Genomic DNA, 20,187 nt, shown 5'->3' with positions numbered 1-20,187 from the left:
ATTGTTTGTTTACTGTTCCAAATAATCCAGAACTTTTTTTGACCATTTCTTTGACGGAGTTATTAACGAAACAATTTTTAGTGGACTTTCAAAAATAAATTATCTATTGTTGCAATTGCACTTATCCGGTTTTCCAATAATGAATCCGCATAGGTATCTAGAGTTAGCTTGATTGAATGATGTCCTAATATTTGGCTTAAGCTAGCAATATCCACCCCTTGCTCTAAGCAACGTGTTGCGAAGGTATGTCGTAGCGAATGAAAGCGAATGTCCGAAAGTTCTAGTTCATTGACCACTTTTTTAAATCGGTAATTTATCGTCCTCGGTTCTGTTAACCCACCATTACAGCAAATTACATATATCCCTTGTGAATATCTTTGTTTTTCCAACAAGTAGTTTCTGAGGTTTTCTGCTATAGGAATTACCCGGGTAGAATGATCAGATTTTGGAGACCCAGCAACGACTTTAGTTTTTTTCAATGATGTACTTTCATTGGTAATTCGGGTGATTGTTCGTCTGACGTGAATTAAGTTTTTATCAAAATCAATATCTTCCCATTTTAATCCACTAATTTCTCCAATTCTCATACCTGAATACAATGCTAAAAATACAGGAGAGCATTTTTCTTCTGCTAACGCCAACCTTTCAATTTTTCTCTGATCTTCTAAAGTAAGTGCATTTATTTTTTTGGTTGTAGTTTTGGGGAGTATAATGTTATCACATGGATTTTGGAGTAAGTAGCTCTTTTTAACAGCTGTATTTAATGCTTTCTTTAAAATATTAAAGACATTTTTAATAGTACCAGAAGCAAAATTTTGTTTAGTAAGATGATAAACAAATTCTTGAATAATTTCTTGTGTAATTTTTTGAACTTTTATATCACCTAATTTTGGTAAGATGTGACGTTTGATCAGTCGAGTATAATTCGAGTATGTTGTAGGTTTAACAGCATAACTCATAGTGGTCATCATCCAATTTCCAATGAATTCTTCAAACGTCTCATTATAGCTAGCAACAGAACAATTCGAGGTGAGATATCTAGCTTTAATAAATGTTAGTTTTTCTTTCACTTCTAAATATTGCTTGCCATATATAGAACCATAAATTATTTTTTTATCTGGTGTCCGTTGTTTAATATATCTACCTTCCCAACGTCCATCTTTTCTTTTATAAATATTTTCACCTTTTTTGACCATATTAGATTAATCCTTTCTTGTCTTGACAATTTTTTTGACGGCTTATCAGAGGAAAAATCAATTCTTTTGAAGAAAAAATTCAAAAACATTGAGTTTTTCTCTTTTTTTTTAAACTTTTTTGAAATTTTCGATAGAAATGATTATTGACTTTGAGAGATTTCTCAGTTAACATAAATGTGAATTTAATTAAACAGATAAATTTAATTTTTTTTTCACAAATTTTTACTTTTTCTTATTTCTTATTTGTCGTAGAAATAAGAAATGAGAATAGTATCCATTACTTAGTTATATTCCACTAATCACATAGAATCTTTATCAACTAATATTGGAAAAAAATCGAACACATTATAATGATAGTTAAAGCGTCCAACGGTCTTCTCCTGTAGACGCTTTTTGATTGAAATTTGAGAATACCAGAGCATTTTTTATTACACCTAATGCTAATGACAGTATAGAAATAGTTGAGAAAACATTTTTTTAGTAACTCACACAATTTCTATAATATAAATAGGATTCTGATAAGAACACAAAAAAGAACAGTTTCAACTTATTTTCCTCTTAAGTAGTAAATCAAGCATCCTTACTTCAATCAGTTGGATATAAAATAAAAAGGGACAAGAAACAACGAGCATCTTTAAATACAACCAAGTTTCAAAAGTTCAATAAAATCGAACTACTTATAAAGCTCCAATGGATAATTCCCTCTCGCTCCTTTCCAACCATCTTAAGAACTAAAAGAATAGACTAAAAATGCCAAAATAGCTCCTTTTGAATCATTTTTTGTTTATTACTTTCGATAAAAACAATAACTTAGATTAAAATATCTAAAGAATTTTCGGTAAGCTTTGTATAAGACATCTTAATAACGCCTTATGATTATTTTTAGTCGACTTAATTCTAAAGAATAGTAGGTTGTTTTTCTATTATTTTGCATAAAAAAAGTCAGTGATTTCTCACTGACATAAACCTTTTAAAATAAACTATTTAAGAATTATTCAAATTAAATTAACACCCATACCATATATATCTTATCTTTCAATTTTTAAACATCAACCATAAAAATATCTTTCTATCTCACTCCTAATGTTTTTTTCTAAAATAATCATCATTCTGCTTTACTTATTTTTGCGACAAACCACATATTTTCTTGAACTTCGATTGTCAAAATATATGCTGAATTAGCAAGCATCCTTTCAACTAGATAAATTCCTAAACCTGTACCACTTGTCGAATCAAACGTTGCAAAAGGTTGACCAATCAATTCCACATCAACTATATAGTTCTCTGATATTCTATTTTTAATCGTTAAACTATCTCCATTGACTTCTATAAATATTATGCTACCTTCTAACGTGTAATTTATTGCATTACTTATTAAATTAGAAAAAACTTTTTCAATGATTTTTGTATCTAATTCCATAAAGAAATCATTCTTAAACTCACGACAGATCGTTATTTTTTTATCTTCTATCAGTATTTCATAGTTTTGAACAACCTCATCTATAATATTTATCGAAGACTGTTCTGATTGTGAATTTAGGTTACTTTTTTGACTGATAAATAGTATTTCTCTAATTAGTTGGTCTAAACTATTGGTCTGATTATTCAGCTCTATCAAAATATCACGACTGGCCTTCGTTTTATTTAAACTCTCTAACTGGTTAATCAATAATTTCGTCGACATAAGAGGAGTTTTCATTTCATGTGTCATTCCTTTTAGTAACGCTGAGTTATTGGATTCCAGTTTTTTTACGAGTTGAACTTCTTTCTCCAGCTTACTTTGCACATGTTTTAATTCTGAATAAAGCTCTTTTATTTGTGATTCGATTTCTGCATATTCCTCTAACCTCAGCTTTAAATTCAGATTAGCTATTTCATCATTCGTTACATTTTGTTTTGTAAGGTCAAATAAGACATCTAGTTTTTTTCTTTCACGCTTATATAAAAAAACGTAGATGGTAATAATGATAGCAATGCTAAAAGACGCCAAAAATAAAACATAAGGAATTGAGCTCAATATAATTTTGCTGATATCGGGTGGTGTTAGTTGAATAGGATAACTGATATAGACATTTAGCTCGTTTACCTTGAAATTTGTAACAATCCCACTCATTGGTACTAATAACACATCCAACTCTTGATTGAAAGATTCTGAATCATCTCGAGGATAAATAGTTTTGCCATGTTCGTTTGTAATAATTATTCGATAGCCATTGACTACAAAAGGCCTTAAATAGCTATAATCTCGATTTTTTTCAATAATTTTGCGTATTTGAGTAGTTGTTCCATCGAATATATCTTGTTGCTTTTTTTCTATTTGTTTCCCTAAGTTTAAAGTAATCACACCAATCACTATAAAAAATACGATAAGAGACATGATTATGGAAAACAAAACAATAACGACTTTTGTTGACAACTGGAGGGCCTTATTCTTTTTCAATTCGATAACCCACTCCTTTGAGAGTATTTATCAAATTTTTTCCCAATTTATTACGTAGATTTTTTATGTGAACATCAATTGTTCTTGAGTCAACATAATAATCATATCCCCAAAGTGCCGTTAAAAATTCATCTCTAGAAAAAACTTTGCCCTGATTGAGCAACATTGCTTGAAGAATTTCGAATTCCTTTGCAGTTAACGTAACTTTCTCACCATTTTTCTCAACAATATAATTTCCTATTTCAATCATAATATTTTTATAAAGTATTTTTTTAGACGAGTTTTGAGTATTTGTTTCGATACGTCTTAATAAAGCATCAATTTTTAATAATAATATATTTACAGAGAATGGTTTCACAACATAGTCATCAATCTTTCGATGATAAAGATTGATTTGCGTAAATTCATCATTTAATGCGCTGATGATAATTATAGGAATTTGATACTCTCTTATTCTATCTAAAAACTCTTCTCCATTCATTTTAGGCAACATTAAATCGAGTAAAATTAAATCGTAATGATTTGATTCAAAAGAATCTAATGCTGCTTCTGCATTTGGAAAAGCATATACGTTATAATTTTCTTTTCTTAAACTCAAATCTAACCCATTTCTGATTTCATCTGTATCTTCTATTAATAAAATTGTTGCTTTCATAGCCCTCACCTCTATTAAAGAATAACAAATTATTTAATTTAATTTAACTAATTGACCTTCTTTAATAGTCAATACTACATCAGATTGTTGCTCTACTATAGGATCATGTGTCACAATAATAAGACATTTTCCCTTTCCCTTTAATTGTTTAAATAGATTCATCACTTCTTTAGCATTTCCTCTGTCTAGATTTCCTGTCGGTTCATCGGCGATAATTAAGTCAGTATCTAAAGCAACCGCTCTGGCAATCGACACTCTTTGTTGCTGACCACCGGATAATTGGGCACTTTTCTTGGTTTGATTTTCTCCCTTAATACCTAACTGATTTAGAATCGTTTGAATGAAAGGAAAAACACTTCTGTCTTTTTTCTGATGGATTGCTAAACCTAACTTGATATTATCAATTGCTGATAAATATGGTACTAAGTTAAAGGATTGAAAAATATAACTGATTGACTTTCTATATTTTACGTAATTACTTACTTCTTTTTGATTGTAACAAATTTGTCCTACTTGGAGAAATTCTAATCCCGATATCAAAGAAAGAAATGTTGATTTTCCAACACCAGAGACCCCGACAATTGAATATATTTTTCCTTTTTCAAATGAATAATTGATATCTTTTAATATGGTTTGATCATTATAACGATAAGATAATTTTTTGACTTCAAGCATGCTGTTCCTCCCTATTCTGTACTAGATAAAATTGATTTTGGACTTTTCTTTAGAATGCTCATTGTTGGAATTGTTGTTGAGCATAGAATGATTACTAACAGTATCAGGAAAATAAATCCTGCTACCCTCATATTTTGAACCTTATCTTGCTTTTGAATTTGAATTTCTGTGCCTAATTTCACACTTGTATCTTCGACATAATTTGGTCCTCGCTGAACCATTGGCTCTTGTTTGTTATCTGAAATTGCTTGTTGCATTTCTTGATTGATTGTTTCAGTTGCAATTGGATTCACAATGAAATTGGAAATACCAAATCCAATCATAAAACTAATGGCTAACACTGTCATAACTTCTAAAAACATTTGTAGCAGTATTTTAAACTTCGTTTCACCTAAAGCTAAAAGTAGTCCTATTTCATACTTTCTTTCACGTAGTGACAGTAACATGATCAATGAGACGATTACTGCAGCTACTGCAAAAATAACCAGTTGCAAAACAGAAAAAATATTCATGATTTTATCTATCATGTTACTGATTGTTTTATATTGCTCATAAGTGCTATTAAATTTAATAGATGAAAAATCACCACCAACCGATTTGATTTCTGAAATAAATTTATCTGTATCCATTGGATTTTTTAGTTCAACTTTTACTTTTTCATAATTCATGATTGGTGAGTTAATTTCTTCATCTTGAGTTTGAATTTTTTTAACATCATCCAATACTTTTCGTGTAGAATAAAAGGTTTCTTTTTCTTTTTTTAAATAAACAGGATCGTTATCTTCTGTTAATGTATAAATTCCTGAAATTTTTGCGTTCATTTCTTTTTTCATTTTTTCTTCCTGAAATCCTGAATTTAAATCTAACTTCAATGAATCCCCAACATTAAGATGATATTCTTTTGCATACTTTTCTGATACCATTATTGGATTTTCTAAATCAGAATCATCGGGTAATTTCCCCTCGACAACTTTTATCTCAGTCTTAGCTAAATCAGGATTCGTACTGTCGAAAATCGATAAGTCATTTGTTGGTGTTGTATATCCTTTTGGCGCTTGATCTGGTACATTCGTGGTTTCAGCACTTGAAAATTGTGTACTTACTGCTGCATCACTATAAACCGAAAAATCTTTGACATAAGGAGAATTACTAATTTTTTCTACTAATTTCTCATCAATATTTTGTTTATTATTACTTGATTCTCCACCGTACATTTCTTTCATTAGAGCATCCAAATCAAGTTCCACCGAAATAATTGGATTTACTTGGTTTTTTGTTTCATTCATTACTTTCTTCAATGAATTTTGAATAGCAGCTCCTGAAATTAAAAAGACTGAAACAACAATAAATAATATGCTTAGGATTATAGTTCTTTTTTTTAGATTGATAATACTTTGAACAATTCTTTTAAAAATACTCAAAAAAATTACCTCCTTGATGATTTGAACCTAGTGTACACTATCATGATGTATTGCATGTATTTCTATTGTAAAGCTCTCATGAAGACTTCCATTGCTGCTTATTAGGTGATACAAAGTTTTTTACTGAGTATTTGACACTAATAACTCCAAAAGTCTTCTTTAATTGAACATACTTTTAGTTTTTTTATCATTTCTAACTTCATTACTTAATTAAAACAGAGATATGCGTCAACATATCTCTGTCTGTAATAGTCGTAAGATTTAATTATTAAGCTACTTACGACGTATTTCTTAAAGATAAAAAATAGCTTATTAGCTATAATCCATTTTCTAACTTCTGCTATATAAATAGTTCACTAACTAATGGCTACTTACTCTCTTTGTGAAGTACCACATTTTCTTTTCTATTTTTAATGATTTTTACTACATCAAACCAGTAGACCGATACCATTCCTAAAAAAACACAAAGCAGAAATTGATTTAAACTTAATGCTGCCAAATCTAACAATCCGCTGATGGGTGAATAGATCAAAGCAATCAATATGATCAAAGTCCCACCTAAGATGGTCCAAATCACTTTGTCCCAAAACAATTTTAAGAAAGTTTGTATTCCTAACAAATGATTAGAACTATTTACTTGTACTAAAAAAATGTTCGCAGTGATCAGAACAGTTAGTCCCATGGTTCTTGCTAATTCATCATTCACTGGATCTTTTAGGAGCGTCATGTAATAACTTCCAAATGAAGCCAAAAAGATCATAATTCCCTGTATAAAACTTTTAACCAGTAGTCCTGTTGATAGAATGGTCTCATTTGGATTTCTTGGCGGACGAGTCATACTGTTTGGTTCACTTGGTTGCCTTTCTAATACGACAGAACAAGTAGGATCAATCACAAGTTCTAAAAGAACAATATGTGTTGGGAGTAAGAATAAAGCGGCTTGTGGTATTCCTAATAAGGGACCCATCAATGCGGTCAAAGCAATTGGAATATGAATCACGAAAATATATCCGATTGCCTTTCTTATATTATCGTAAATTCTTCGACCATCTTTAATAGTGTCTACAATTGTTGAAAAATCGTCATCCATCAAAATTAAATCAGCTGCCTCTCGAGAAACCTCTGAACCTCTTTCCCCCATAGCAATACCAATATCTGCATACTTTAAAGCAGGTGCATCATTAACGCCATCTCCTGTCATAGCCACTACTTCACCATTTTGCTTGAACGCTTGAACGATCTTCATTTTATGTTCCGGCGTGACTCTAGAAAAAATAGTTGTTTGCTTGACTTTCTTTACTAGTTCATCCTCAGACCACTCATCGATCTGTGCTCCTGTTATAGTATGATCCGTATTAAATATTCCTACTTGTGTTGCAATTGCTCTTGCAGTTACGCCATTATCACCTGTAATCATGATTACATTAATTCCTGCGTTTTGACAAAGTAAGATATTCTCTTTAATCCCATCTCGAGGTGGATCAGTTAATCCTATTAAACCCAAAAATTGTAACGAACACGCGTCAATTCTTTGCGGGATTTCAGTTTCAGAAGAAACAGCTTGTTCCCCTACAGCTAAAACACGCAATCCCTTTTGAGCAAAAATTTCGATTTGCTTTAAGATTGCTTGCTTTTCTGCCTCCGACAAATTGGATCTATTAAGAACACTTTCTGGAGAGCCTTTTACCGCAATCATGATTTGAGAGTCCGTTTTCCAAACATGTCCCATCATTTTCAACTCATCTGTGAACGGATACTCGGTGATTAGCGTTGCAGAAAATAAGCGATCTCTTGACCACCCTTTCCTATTCGCATATTCTAAAATAGCAACTTCCATTGGATCATAAGGATCTGTTTCACAAGCTAACCCTACAATTTGTACAAAGCGATCTTCATTTTCAGTAATAGCTGTTTCTGTGACCGTCATTTTATTTTCTGTAATAGTTCCGGTTTTGTCCACTGCCAGAACGGAAACAGCACCCATTGTTTCAATAGCTGCCAGATTACGAATCAATGACTTCTTTTTGGCTAGTCGCCACGCTCCTATTGAAAGAAACACTGTCAGCACAACTGGGAATTCTTCAGGTATCATCGCCATTGCAATGGTAATTCCTGCTAAGATGCTTTGAATTATGCGATCGACAACCTTCAAATTCGTAGCATTAAAAAATGTAACCACTGCTACGAGTAATAATAAAACAAAAGCTATAATCGCGCATACTTTAACTAGTTTTTCTATTTGCTTATCTAAGAGAGTCTTGTTCTTTTCTATTTTTGCCAGATGATTTCCGATTTTTCCATATTCTGTTTTAGTTCCGATTTTATCTACTAAAATTGTAGCACTACCAGTTATAACAAGAGTTCCTGTATAAACATAATCTTTCCGCCAATAGTCTACAATTGTTTTCTCTTTTGATTCTGATATTTTTTTCCACACTGCTTCCGCTTCACCTGTCAAAGAAGATTCATTCACACGAAGGTCATTTGCTTTTATAATAAAACCATCTGCTGGTATCTTGACCCCTTCTTCAATTAACATTAAGTCATCAGGAACTAAATCTTCACTCAAAATGTTTAATGTTTGTCCGTCTCGAATTACTTTTATTTTAGGAGCAGACAAATCTTTAAGTGCATTCAAAGTCTGATCTGTTTTCCATTCTTGAATAACTTCAATTGCAATAATGACCACTACAAAAACCAACATAATAAACCCATCTTGTGGTTCCCCTAGAAAGAAGTAAATCAAAGCTGCTATTACAAGTAAAAGAAACATGGGTTCCATAATAATGTGCACTATCTTTAAGAGAAATGACTCTTTCTTCTTTTGTTCTAAACGATTCTTTCCAAACTTCTGCAGTCTTTCTTGTACATCAGCATTTTTTAACCCGTTCCAATTAATGTTATTCATAACAACCCCGCCTTTTTTTGATAAAAAATAATATTTGCTAATCATATATTGTTTTTTTTATCAATACGAGTGTTAGTTCTCATTTCTTAGTCAACTTTTATTGTTTAGTAAAAACGAAAAAAAGCTATATAGGTTCCCCTAAAACTTATTTTTATCTTCCTAAAAATCAAATTAGCTTGACTTGTACTCATCGCGAAGTATCACTACTTGAAATGCGTTCTGATTTTTATACACTTTTTATTAGGAAGTATCCTTTTGAATATCATATAATTGTTAAAATTGCCTAGATCAATGTTTCACAGGTTAACGTTTATAATTAACAAATTACTGCCATCAAAAATTAAATGAATGAATCGATTATGTTATTTCATTATAACGATTAAAAGAAAAGATATTATCAATATAAAATTGTCAAAGTCTTCAAAATGGGAGATCATTGTTAGAAAAAAGATTCTAAACTCTTTTACTAGCTACTTAATAATCACTAGCTTAAGCATTTTATAACAGACCTAGTTCTCTTTTAAAAAGGCGGATTTATCTACTTTGTAATACGTAAACGTCGATTTTTCGTATCTCTGTATTTTCTTTACGTCCATTAAAAAATCATCCACGATACTAGTATTTCCGTAGAAATTATTTGTTTGCGTACTTGCATTCATCCCTACTTGCTTAATAGCATTGTAATAGCGATTTAATATGATTTGTCCTTCGCGAGAATTATTTTTACTTGCCTTTTTAGAACCATAGCTTGCCATAGCTGTCGCTAAATACCGAATATTTTTTTGAACCTTTTCCTCTACCTCTTTTTTTTCTTTCGCATGAATAATTTCTTTCTCAAAATCTCGTAAAAGATAGTATGCTTTAGCTACAGAATCTGAATCATCTTTCGTTAGAGTCATTGCTTGGTAATAAAAAAAATACCCCGACATTCCTCCAAACATAATAGCTAATATCAAAAAAATTGTACTATATCGAATATTGACTTTTTTCTTTTTTAAAAACTGCTGACGTTTGCGTGCAATCATTCTCTTTTTTTTCTTATTCTTTATCCTGTTGGATGGTAATTTTTTTACTTGATATGTTACATGTATGAATTGTAACAAAAAATATAGTGATTCTAAAAATAACACCATTGTCAACGCTACCCAAATGATAAGAATCCAATCTGTACTAAGCATTTAATCCAGCTCCTATAAAGCATTCATTTTTTCACTTTATTTTTCTTTGTTTTTCTTGTACCTATTTTTTTAGCCTCTTTGTCTTTCCTGATATATCGTAAAAGTAAAAAAACAATAAAGATGGTCAATAGTAACCCTGTAACAAGCAATATAATTATATTCCAATTTATTCCTTTTTCTTGTACTAAGCCTACATCTCTTTCATTGAATTTATTCGCATCCTCATCTGTTATTTTAAATTCTTCTTTCCATGCCCACTTTTGATTCCCAGAAGTAACTAAAATATCAGCTACATAGTCCCCTTTTTCCATTCGTTCACCATTCATACTGATGGGAAAATCAATAAATGAATTAGGTGCCATTCGCATTGCCGTTTGCTTCCGCTCATATAGTACAGTACTTTTTCCTTTTTTTGTAATCTGTACTTCCGTTGTCATATCATTCAAATAAGCTGCCTTGATATTAGAATAATTGATAAAGATGGTATTACGATAATTACTTTGTCCAGCTTTAATACTATTCAAAGACAAATCGGGAATTATAATAGTATCGGTTTCTTGCAATACTAATGCAACAACATACGCATATTGATTAATAATTTTAGAACCCCCGCCATTATTTGGATCATCTTCAGCTTGTCCAGCACGCATCAGTTGAATTCCTCCAGCTATGATTCCATCATATTCTGTTTCAGGCATATTTACTTTTAGCTCTAAGTTTTTTGTTTCGCCCGGTGCTAATTCTACCGACTGTGGTGCTTTAACCACATCAGTAAAATTAAATTTTAACGAAGAGTCATTTTTAATTGAGGACTCCCCATATTCAATCACGCCATTTTGATTTGTTTTTGCTCCATTTATTTTCACATCAACTGTTACTTTTTCACTACTTGGATTGCTCAAAGCTATGTCTAAATTTTGCTGCTCTCCTGGATTCATTTTTAAATGATAATAGCCCAATTCTTTGTCTATCTGATTATCAGGAAATTTGATACTGTACGTAAAACCTGCCATTCCTGCTGTTTTTTCTTCATTAGCATTAACAGGTACTGTCAACAAAAAGGAACTAAAGATACTTAACATAATAAATAAACCTTTTACTCTTTTTTTTATAAAAATCATTTTTATTATCATAACTAACCTCTTTTTTTTATTTCTATGTATTCAGGACAACAAGTATGACTTGTTGCCCTGTACTGATAGAATGACTATCTTGTAATAATAAATTTTGTTATACCGTTGGGGCTGCTGTAATTTTCCATGTTACAGTTGCTGTGTAATTTGTTGCTGCCATATTTGATGCTGTTGTAGCGGGTACTGTTAATTTAACTGAATTTGCATCTGTACCTGCCACGCCTAATGTTGAATCTTTACTTTGTCCAAATTCCATTATATAACGACCTTTTCCTTCTTTTTTATCTTTACTTGCCGTCACGATTGTCTTAGCATCGTTTGCTGCTTCAGTCAACTGGAAGCCAGTTTGAACACTTGATGGTGCTGTATTTGTATTACTACTTGATGTTTCAATAATTCCATTGGTAAAATCAATTGTTGAGCCTGTTAATACATTTGTTCCTGTAGTATCTTTAAATTGACTTGTCATTTGAGCAGTTATTGTGTAGCCATAAGTACCTCCAGCTCGTACGTCAGACCATTGCACATATGCTCCTCTTGTTTTAGCACCACTTTCAAAGCTCATTGGTTTTGCTAAGCTTGTTACATCATTCGCTGATGTTTTGATTGTTCCAAAATCTAGATTAGTAGTTTTCTCAATGACTAGTGAACCCGTATCAGGATTTGTGTTCTCATCTGGAGAGGTCGGATCTGGTAATGGTAATTCATTATCTGGTTTTTCTGGATCGATTGTTTTTTGATCATCACCACCAGATTTCCCTTCTTCAACAATTACTTTTCCTGTTGAGTTTAATTCCGTTGGTGCTGCATAAGCTACATTTGTTGAACCTAAAATTGCTCCTCCTAAAATCGTTGCTAATGTCATTGCACAAATACTTCTTGCTTTCATATTGTTTTCCTCCTAATTGATTGTTATCTATTAAGGCAACTTGGCTAATATCCAAGTTATCTCCGTTTTATATGCTACTGGATGTATTACAGTAGTCTCTGGTACATTTAAAGTAATCGCTGAATTACTATAAACATGTTTTTTATATGTGTCATCTATTACTGGATTAGCTGATGCATCCAACACAGGGTTCAGAGTATTTTTTTGATTGTTTTTGTTATTTTTCGATGCTCCAAAAGCAATAGTCCAAACACCTTTACCACTATTTGATTTTGCAGTTGCCACTTCATACGCTGAACCGATAGCATTTAACGCAATCGTCTCTCGTGTCACATTAGGAGCTTTACTTGTTCCAATAGAGTTTGCCCAGCCATTATCTAATGACAGGAATGCACCATTTAGTTCCTGTTCTTTTTTATTGTTAATATTCAAATTCTTGAACTGCATCTCCTGTTTTACTTGCAGTGTCCATCCAGAATTATCTGTATTTTGGTTCGTTATTTGGATATAGCTACCCCTAGGACCTGTTTCTCCAAAAAATTGTTGCGCTAGCACAGCATATTGCCGTGTACCTTTACTGATTTTTTTACTCCCAAAATCCAAAGTTGAAACGTAATCAATTCGTAATGCTCCATTTGTAGATGGACCTTCTCCAGGATTAACAATCTTTTCTGGATTTTCTGGATCAATCAAGTTGGTCACAGGACTTTTTTCAACAGTAACCACACCAGACTGATTTAAGTTCTGTGGACTTGCGAAAGCGGATAATCCCCATGCATGACTAAGAATCATAATGCCAATAGTTGTAAGTAGAAATAGGTATCCTCTTCTCATTTCTTTTCCTCCTTTCTACGCTTCCGTAAAAAGAGTATGAGAAGAACTATGAACAGCACTAAACATCCAATATAACTATACATTCGAACCTGCTCCCCAGTACTTGGTAAACCTTTTCTTAATGGTTTTATCGGTGTTTCGGCATTTGATTCTCTAAATTCCGTACTGCTTGATTCCCCTGATTCTTCATAAAATGAAATTTTACCTGTTGTATTGACCTGACCACCGATGCCATTTTCAGTTGCGCTGACAACGAATTTTGTTTGTACTATTCCTAGCCATAAAACAAGCGAGGAACCAATCAAGATCCACTTTAATTGTTTCATTATCCTCTCTCCTTTACGGTTGTCCCGCCATGACTTTCCATGTAATGACACCAACATATTCTCCTGTATATACCATATCGGATGAGTTGATTTGGAGCTTAATCCCGTCCGTATTTGCTGTTGTTCCCCAATCATTGCTGACAGTATAACTTCCAGTTGTACCTTTCGTATTAGCGTAAATGATTTGCTCTGCTTCATTCAACACTGTCTCTTTTCCTTGATTCACATACCGTAATGCGTCAATTAACTCACGTCCGTCAGTATTTTGCATCGGTGTACTCAATGACGCAGTCAGGCGCCATCCATTAGTTGCATCAGCACGAGTATCTGTTACAATCAATTGTTCATCCAATGATGGGTTTTCTAATCGTTTAGTTGTAGCATCATATGTCAAAGTTCCAAAATTAAAAGTGCTTGGTACCGAAGTTAAACTTAAAATACCTTGTATATTGTATTGAACTGTAACTAGCGTACTATTAATTTTAACCTCATTCTCATTTATTGGACGTTTTACAATATCATAACCAGCTTTTTCTATACTAGTTAATTGATTGATAATCGATATATTTTGCGTTAAATCTATAGTATTACCTACTTGTGTGTTTAGAGTGGTGGTATATTCAGACAGTATTTGATTTGCTTCATTTACAAATTCAACTTTTAATAATGCCTCTACATCTATCACTGTCACCTTTATTGTGGTGGATAAATCATTCGTTAGTCCTGAATCTGATGATTTAACTGTTAAAGTTATTAGATAAGATTTTGCCTGAAGTTCTTCTGCATCATTTAAACCTCCAAAATCAGTAACCGTTATAAATGAACTCAAATCGACTTTTGTCCCATTTTCAAGCTTATACGCTGATGGTTCACTATGTGTTAAAATATATTGTTTTAATTGTTCTTCGGTGAGATTACGAATATCTGCGTACGATACTTCAAAATCATCACCAATAATAGTTTCTGAAACTTCATTAACAATTAATTTCGAAGTAATAGTTGTTTTATTCCCAGCATCATCGCTTAAATCTACTTTAATCAGATGTTCTCCAACTTGACTCATATAATTATCTACAACCGATTGTGGTGTTTCTGCATTAAAAGTATAAGAAAAATTTTGGGGAAGAGGATTTGTATCTGTTGGATTTTTCACAAATTGATTTGGGGGTGGAGTCGGATCATTTAAGCGCACTTGATAATCAACTGATTCGCCTTTAGGTGGTGTCTTATCCAGAACAATTTGTGTTTTCGTTGTATTCTTACCAGCTAGAAATGAATAAATTTTTAAAGTAGAACCTGCAGTAAAGTGCTTATCATCTATAACTTTGTATGAAAATTCACCTAATTCATTTGCCTGTATAGTAAAATTATCTGAAAATTCATGATTAGTGTTATTAGGTACTGGGCTTATTATGATATTATCAGTGCTTGTAATAGTCGGTTCAATAGTTTCCAATACTGGTGTATCGGTAATTCTTATATAAGCATTCGGATCGGTTATACCAGTTATTGTTGTCGATGATTCAGAGTTTATATCATCTGAGGCTACACTTGTTATCTCGAGACTAATATCATTTAACTTATACTGAATAGTTTCTGAAACTTTAGCTTTACTTATTTTTCCGTCTTTTTCTTTATAAGAACTAGCCGATATCGTCAGCGGTGCAGTAAGATCACTTAAATCGGCCGAAGGAATTGATATACTAGAAGAACTATCCACAATATATGATTTGCTATTTACATTAATTATTGAGTTCTCAGGATAATTTATATTGTTTTCATCCGTTAATGTCAATTTGATATTAGAGTTATTTATTTCCTCAAAAGTTACTTTAGGTCTATTTGTAACTAATATTGGAACTTTAGCGCTACTAACACTGGCATACTGATTATTGTAGTTTCCTCCAGTTGCACCTGTAATCACAAAAGCATATTCGTTATTTGTACTGGGAACAGGTAGTTGATAACCAGAAATACCATTTGTATTAAACACAGGTTTACCGTTCACAAATATTTGGAATGTTATAACCCGTTGAGAAGAATCATATGAAAAAGAGTAACTAACTTCTTGATAACCAGATGCAGGTATAGCAGAAGCATAAGTTTGATTTACAGTAACAATTCCTTTTTCATTAGTTGTCCAAATACCAAAATATGGCGCAACAGGTTCCCCTTTATTTTGATAGGTATCTAAAACGAATGATAATGCATTAGGCAGTCCAGTTATTCCTAAGCCTCCACCACTACCTCCGATTTGATCTACTGCTCCCGTATGGAATCCAATTCCAATCCCGTCACCATTGGAGCCCGCAGATTTTAGAGTTATAGCTAACTTACCTTCAATAGTAAAATCTGTATCTAATTGTATTTTATTTTTCAAATACAGACTACCAACGTTCGCTTTTGCATTATTTGGTGTTAACCAAGCCCAGCTATTGTACCAACTTGCTGTACCCGCCAAACCAAAATTTTCTTTGACTGCTGGTAAAGATGTAATTTCTTCATATTGAATTGAAACAGGATAATTAATTGTTTCTTGAGCAATATCTGATTCTTTTGCAGAAATTTTATTGTTGGATCTAACTAAATTACATGTAAAAATTGTTGCCATTATTAAGACTATTCTTACTATTTTTTTTTTCATATATCACTCCCCCTATGTTTAAAATCGGTTATTTAATTACTCTGTTAGCATATAACCCTTACTCCTTATAGTTTTTATGTTATAATAATCACTCCCTTTAAGTTTTTCTCTTAAATGAAAAACGGAATTAGCTATCAAAGCTTTATTATTTTTTACTCTATCTGGCCATATCTCATTGCTCATCCATTCATAACTAACTACTTTATTTTCATATAAAAAATTGAATATTTTATATTCAGTTTTCGTTAGATATCGCACGTGACCATTTATAGTTATTGACCTATTATCTTTGTTGATATTCTCTTCATTATTTAAATTTTTTTCTATGTTTTCTAAAGTATCTAGTAGATTCTTAAGCATCAATTGATATGTATCTAATTTTTTAATTACTTGATTAGCACCAATCTTTAAAAGAATGGATGTAGACTCTGTCAGACCTTCAGAAATCGTAATTATCGAAAATATGGATTTGTATGAATTCATAGCTACCAACCAATCAATTGCAAATAGAATATCTTCATCTGTGTGGATAGAAATAATAATAATATCGTATGTATTATCTAACTCTGATTTGTTCAATAATTTCTTAATCGAAAATACACTTGTATCTATGTCTCCAAATAATTCTTTAATATCGTTGTTGTTGACTGTTCCTATTTTCATAAGTACACCTGCTTTACTTTTTACTTAGTATTATATAAATCAAGTTATGTCTCTCTTTTGTTAATTGCAGTCGCATTTTCAAAACGTTAATTGACGATAAATTGACAGCTAAAAAATAAACAGATTCTATTTTTAGTTAATAGATGCTTGAATAATCATATAAAAAAGAGAGTTTAAAAACTATAAGGTCTATGTTTATGTTTTGTTCATTTTTACATTACTAATATTCTTAAAAGTTTTAATTATCTTTTACATTCCTCCATCTTTTGAATAACTTGTTGCTGAGTTTCAAATAGTGAATCAGTATAGATGTCCAATGTTGTTTTTATTGATGTATGACCTAATAATTTACTGACAGATGCAATATCGCCATTTGATTCAATACAGCGTGTTGCAAAAGTATGTCTCAATTGATGAAAATGCGTGTTCATCAGTCCACAGCTATTCCGAATTTGATGGAAGTAATACGTAATCATTCTTGGTTCACTAGGCTCTTTTTTTCTCGAACATACAAATTCACTTGATGATTTTTTTTTCCATTTTTTTAAGTATTTATACAAATTGAGACTAATTGGAATGATTCTATCCGAACTTTCCGTTTTGGATGTATCCAACATTAGCTGTGTTTTACTATTTTTATTTGACAATATCAGTCGTTGAAAGGTATTTTTAACGTGAATTATACGCTGTTCTAAATCAATATCTGACCAACGAAGTGCAGAAATTTCACCAATACGTAAGCCAGTATTTAAAGATAATAGTACCGGTAATCCTTTATACAAAGGTACGCTCTTGGCTCTGCTCTCTAAATTTTTTTGTTCTTGTTTCGTTATTGCTTTTGCGTAAACTTTTTGTTTTTTTGGTAATCTTATTTTTTGGCATGGATTATACATCATCTTTTGTTGCTCATACGCATCTTTAAGTGTCTTTTTGAGGATTTGATAAAGTACATGGACAGTGGAAGATTTAAGCCCTCGTTGCATCCATATACTGATAACCTCTTGTATTTTATTGTCACTTAGTTGATGAAGTTCAATATCTCCAATAATTGGAAGAACATATTTTTTCAACTTATAGATATATGTTGTATATGTTGAAGTTTTTATTTGTATGCGATGATTATTCATCCAGATGCTGACCTATTCTTTGTAAAGCATCGTATTTTCACCTGTCAACTGAATAATAACTTGATATTTTGCTTTGTATTCAAATACTTTTTGTTTGACTCCAGTGTATGTTTTTCCATAAATGTATCCATATTTTAGCTGTCCGTTATTTTTACGCCCTTTTTTATAACGTCCCTCTCACCTTCCATCTTTTCTTCTATATATATTTTCACCTTTTTTTGTCATATTTTTATCCTCTCTTTGACGGCTTAAAAAAATATATAATTAACAATGAGAATAAATTGAAAAAATATACAATATAATTGTCTTAAAGATGACCCTCTCTAAAAATTAAATTATGTTGATACCTACCTACATTAATTAATTATTATTAATAAAACATATTGATTATGCAGTTATATTAGTATACATTAGTCGTGTAACTAAAAAATTTAAAGTAATGTATTGGTTTTTATAGTGCCAAGACATTTAAATAGAGTGTTTTATAAACTTACATAATGCAAAAAAATTGTTTTTATATAAGTTTATTTGTCTTTGTCTTGTATGTTTTTTTCTTCAGTCAATATACTACTTTGTTTGATCCTTCACCTTAGTAGAGCAATTTTTTTTGACCGCTACATTACTATAGGCTGATATTTTTTATGAAATATATTGATTTTTATCAATTTTCGATCTATATATTTATCTTTTTGATCTCATTTTATGACTTTTTAAACATGCTGAAAAATAGGTTTAAGACTTTAAAACCAGAAATAATATGCCTATAATTTTGTTTTGTTAGCAATAATTAAAATTACCTTTTTTGCAGGTTGGCTTTTAGTTTACTTCACCAAAATGAAGTGTATATGTTCTGTATGTAAAGTTAATGTAAACTTTCAAATAAAATAAAATAAAATATAAAACCGATAGTCGATTTTATATTTTATTTTGTTATTACTTATTCTGTTCATATCCATATAATTTTACCTTACCTGAAAGATACTCTCCTAGGTATATTTCGTTGATTCCTTTGTAATCCTCATTTTGAACTTGATCCGTTAACCATTCAATATCTTTATTGATTAATTCTAATACATCATAGTTTGCTTGACCATCCACAATAATTGGATACCGAATACTTTCGTCGCCGAATTCTATCATAGTCAACTGGCCATTTTGCTCTAAGACAGCTCTTTTAACATTTTCAACTTCGTAAATGGCATTTGCTCTTAATTTAAACATTAATTCATTTGCTGAAATTCCACACCTCAGACATTCATTCACATCAACTTTCCCATCTTTGATCAAAGTGATTGGTCTACCATCTACAACATACTTTACATATCGATTATGCTCTTTTGCAAACTTGACAGTCAATACAAGCAACGTCCAAATAATCAATACCAAAACAAATTGTAATACACTGATTGAATCGTTATAAATTACCCCACCTATAATTCCACCTAAAACATAATTTTGAACTTGATCCATTGCTGAGGAAGGTGCTAAATTGCCTTTTCCCATTAAATTAATCTGAATGATTAAACAAATAATTCCTAAACCAAGTTTGATGATTATTGGACTATATAATTGCATGCTATCTTCCTTTCTATTTTAACTTATTTCGTAATTATAATATCTGGATTCATCAAATATGCTTCTTCCAAGACATAAGAATTTTGATCTGTGCTTAAAGTCGTCTTATAGTAGCTATTTTCGATTTTCACGAGTGTTCCATCAACTAATTGAGTTGAACTTACAAGAATTTCTTTTTTGTCCACACCTTTTTCTTTTGAAATCTGCTTCACAAAATTGACCATTTGAGATGATTGTGAATTTTTACTTTGATTTTGTGTATAATCTGAATACTGAACACCTAGTAAAAACAATAGTAGTAAAAAAGTGATTATACTCAAATCTCGATATTTCGTCTGAATACGGTGACGCATATACAAACTAAACGCAATAATCATTACAATCAATGCACCAAAAATAAAAAAATACTTAATATAATCATTGAGGTTAGACTGCGATTCCAAATAATCTATACCATAAAAATTCAATAAAAATACCTCCCATAGAGATTTAGTCTTAAAAATATATAGTACTATAATATGCT

At 31.3% G+C, this 20,187-nt stretch carries 16 protein-coding genes; all 16 read right to left on the bottom strand.

Going from position 1 to position 20,187, the window contains the following annotated elements; translation table 11 throughout:
- Positions 1–77: 77 nt before the first annotated feature.
- The gene (locus A5819_RS06470; RefSeq protein ID WP_086277706.1) at positions 78–1,196 is read right to left on the bottom strand and encodes a site-specific integrase; all 1,119 of its coding nucleotides are present in this window, start codon (positions 1,194–1,196) and stop codon (positions 78–80) included.
- A gap of 1,105 nt (positions 1,197–2,301) precedes the next feature.
- Entirely contained in the window at positions 2,302–3,636 is a 1,335-nt protein-coding gene (locus A5819_RS06465) for a sensor histidine kinase KdpD (protein ID WP_086277704.1), read from the bottom strand.
- Positions 3,623–4,291 carry a response regulator transcription factor gene (locus tag A5819_RS06460; protein WP_086277702.1) on the bottom strand — a complete coding sequence of 223 codons (669 nt, stop codon included), beginning with the start codon at positions 4,289–4,291 and terminating at the stop codon, positions 3,623–3,625. The genes A5819_RS06465 and A5819_RS06460 overlap by 14 nt, the downstream gene beginning before the upstream one ends.
- 33 nt (positions 4,292–4,324) lie before the next feature.
- Positions 4,325–4,966 (bottom strand): ABC transporter ATP-binding protein, encoded by a 642-nt coding sequence (locus A5819_RS06455; RefSeq protein ID WP_086277700.1) that lies wholly within the window; start codon positions 4,964–4,966, stop codon positions 4,325–4,327.
- A gap of 11 nt (positions 4,967–4,977) precedes the next feature.
- Entirely contained in the window at positions 4,978–6,387 is a 1,410-nt protein-coding gene (locus A5819_RS06450; RefSeq protein ID WP_086277698.1) for an ABC transporter permease, read from the bottom strand.
- A gap of 367 nt (positions 6,388–6,754) precedes the next feature.
- Positions 6,755–9,295, bottom strand: a complete 2,541-nt coding sequence (locus A5819_RS06445; RefSeq protein WP_086279661.1) for a cation-translocating P-type ATPase — start codon at positions 9,293–9,295, stop codon at positions 6,755–6,757.
- A 509-nt stretch (positions 9,296–9,804) separates the two neighbouring features.
- Entirely contained in the window at positions 9,805–10,428 is a 624-nt protein-coding gene (locus A5819_RS06440; protein ID WP_254907228.1) for a hypothetical protein, read from the bottom strand.
- 68 nt (positions 10,429–10,496) lie between these two features.
- Complete coding sequence (locus A5819_RS06435) at positions 10,497–11,606, bottom strand: DUF916 and DUF3324 domain-containing protein (protein ID WP_254907227.1); 1,110 nt, start codon at positions 11,604–11,606, stop codon at positions 10,497–10,499.
- A 97-nt stretch (positions 11,607–11,703) separates the two neighbouring features.
- On the bottom strand, positions 11,704–12,495 hold the full coding sequence (locus tag A5819_RS06430; protein ID WP_086277693.1) for a WxL domain-containing protein: 792 nt from the start codon (positions 12,493–12,495) through the stop codon (positions 11,704–11,706).
- Between the two features lie 30 nt (positions 12,496–12,525).
- Positions 12,526–13,329: a WxL domain-containing protein gene (locus A5819_RS06425; RefSeq protein WP_086277690.1), complete on the bottom strand. Its 804-nt coding sequence runs from the start codon at positions 13,327–13,329 to the stop codon at positions 12,526–12,528.
- Positions 13,326–13,655 carry an LPXTG cell wall anchor domain-containing protein gene (locus A5819_RS06420; protein ID WP_176271372.1) on the bottom strand — a complete coding sequence of 110 codons (330 nt, stop codon included), beginning with the start codon at positions 13,653–13,655 and terminating at the stop codon, positions 13,326–13,328. The genes A5819_RS06425 and A5819_RS06420 overlap by 4 nt, the downstream gene beginning before the upstream one ends.
- 13 nt (positions 13,656–13,668) lie before the next feature.
- On the bottom strand, positions 13,669–16,299 hold the full coding sequence (locus A5819_RS06415; RefSeq protein ID WP_086277686.1) for a WxL domain-containing protein: 2,631 nt from the start codon (positions 16,297–16,299) through the stop codon (positions 13,669–13,671).
- Positions 16,300–16,335: 36 nt separating this feature from the next.
- The gene (locus A5819_RS06410; RefSeq protein ID WP_086277684.1) at positions 16,336–16,962 is read right to left on the bottom strand and encodes a helix-turn-helix domain-containing protein; all 627 of its coding nucleotides are present in this window, start codon (positions 16,960–16,962) and stop codon (positions 16,336–16,338) included.
- A 242-nt stretch (positions 16,963–17,204) separates the two neighbouring features.
- On the bottom strand, positions 17,205–18,089 hold the full coding sequence (locus A5819_RS06405) for a site-specific integrase (protein ID WP_254907226.1): 885 nt from the start codon (positions 18,087–18,089) through the stop codon (positions 17,205–17,207).
- A gap of 933 nt (positions 18,090–19,022) precedes the next feature.
- Entirely contained in the window at positions 19,023–19,664 is a 642-nt protein-coding gene (locus A5819_RS06400) for a DUF421 domain-containing protein (RefSeq protein WP_086277681.1), read from the bottom strand.
- 23 nt (positions 19,665–19,687) lie between these two features.
- Positions 19,688–20,131, bottom strand: a complete 444-nt coding sequence (locus A5819_RS06395; RefSeq protein WP_086277679.1) for a DUF3290 domain-containing protein — start codon at positions 20,129–20,131, stop codon at positions 19,688–19,690.
- Positions 20,132–20,187: the final 56 nt, after the last annotated feature.

Origin of the sequence: Enterococcus sp. 7E2_DIV0204 (assembly GCF_002140855.1) — a bacterium.
Taxonomy (GTDB): domain Bacteria; phylum Bacillota; class Bacilli; order Lactobacillales; family Enterococcaceae; genus Enterococcus_L; species Enterococcus_L lemimoniae.
The sequence above is the reverse complement of the archived record's forward strand: the minus strand, read 5'-3'. Positions and strand labels throughout refer to the sequence as shown.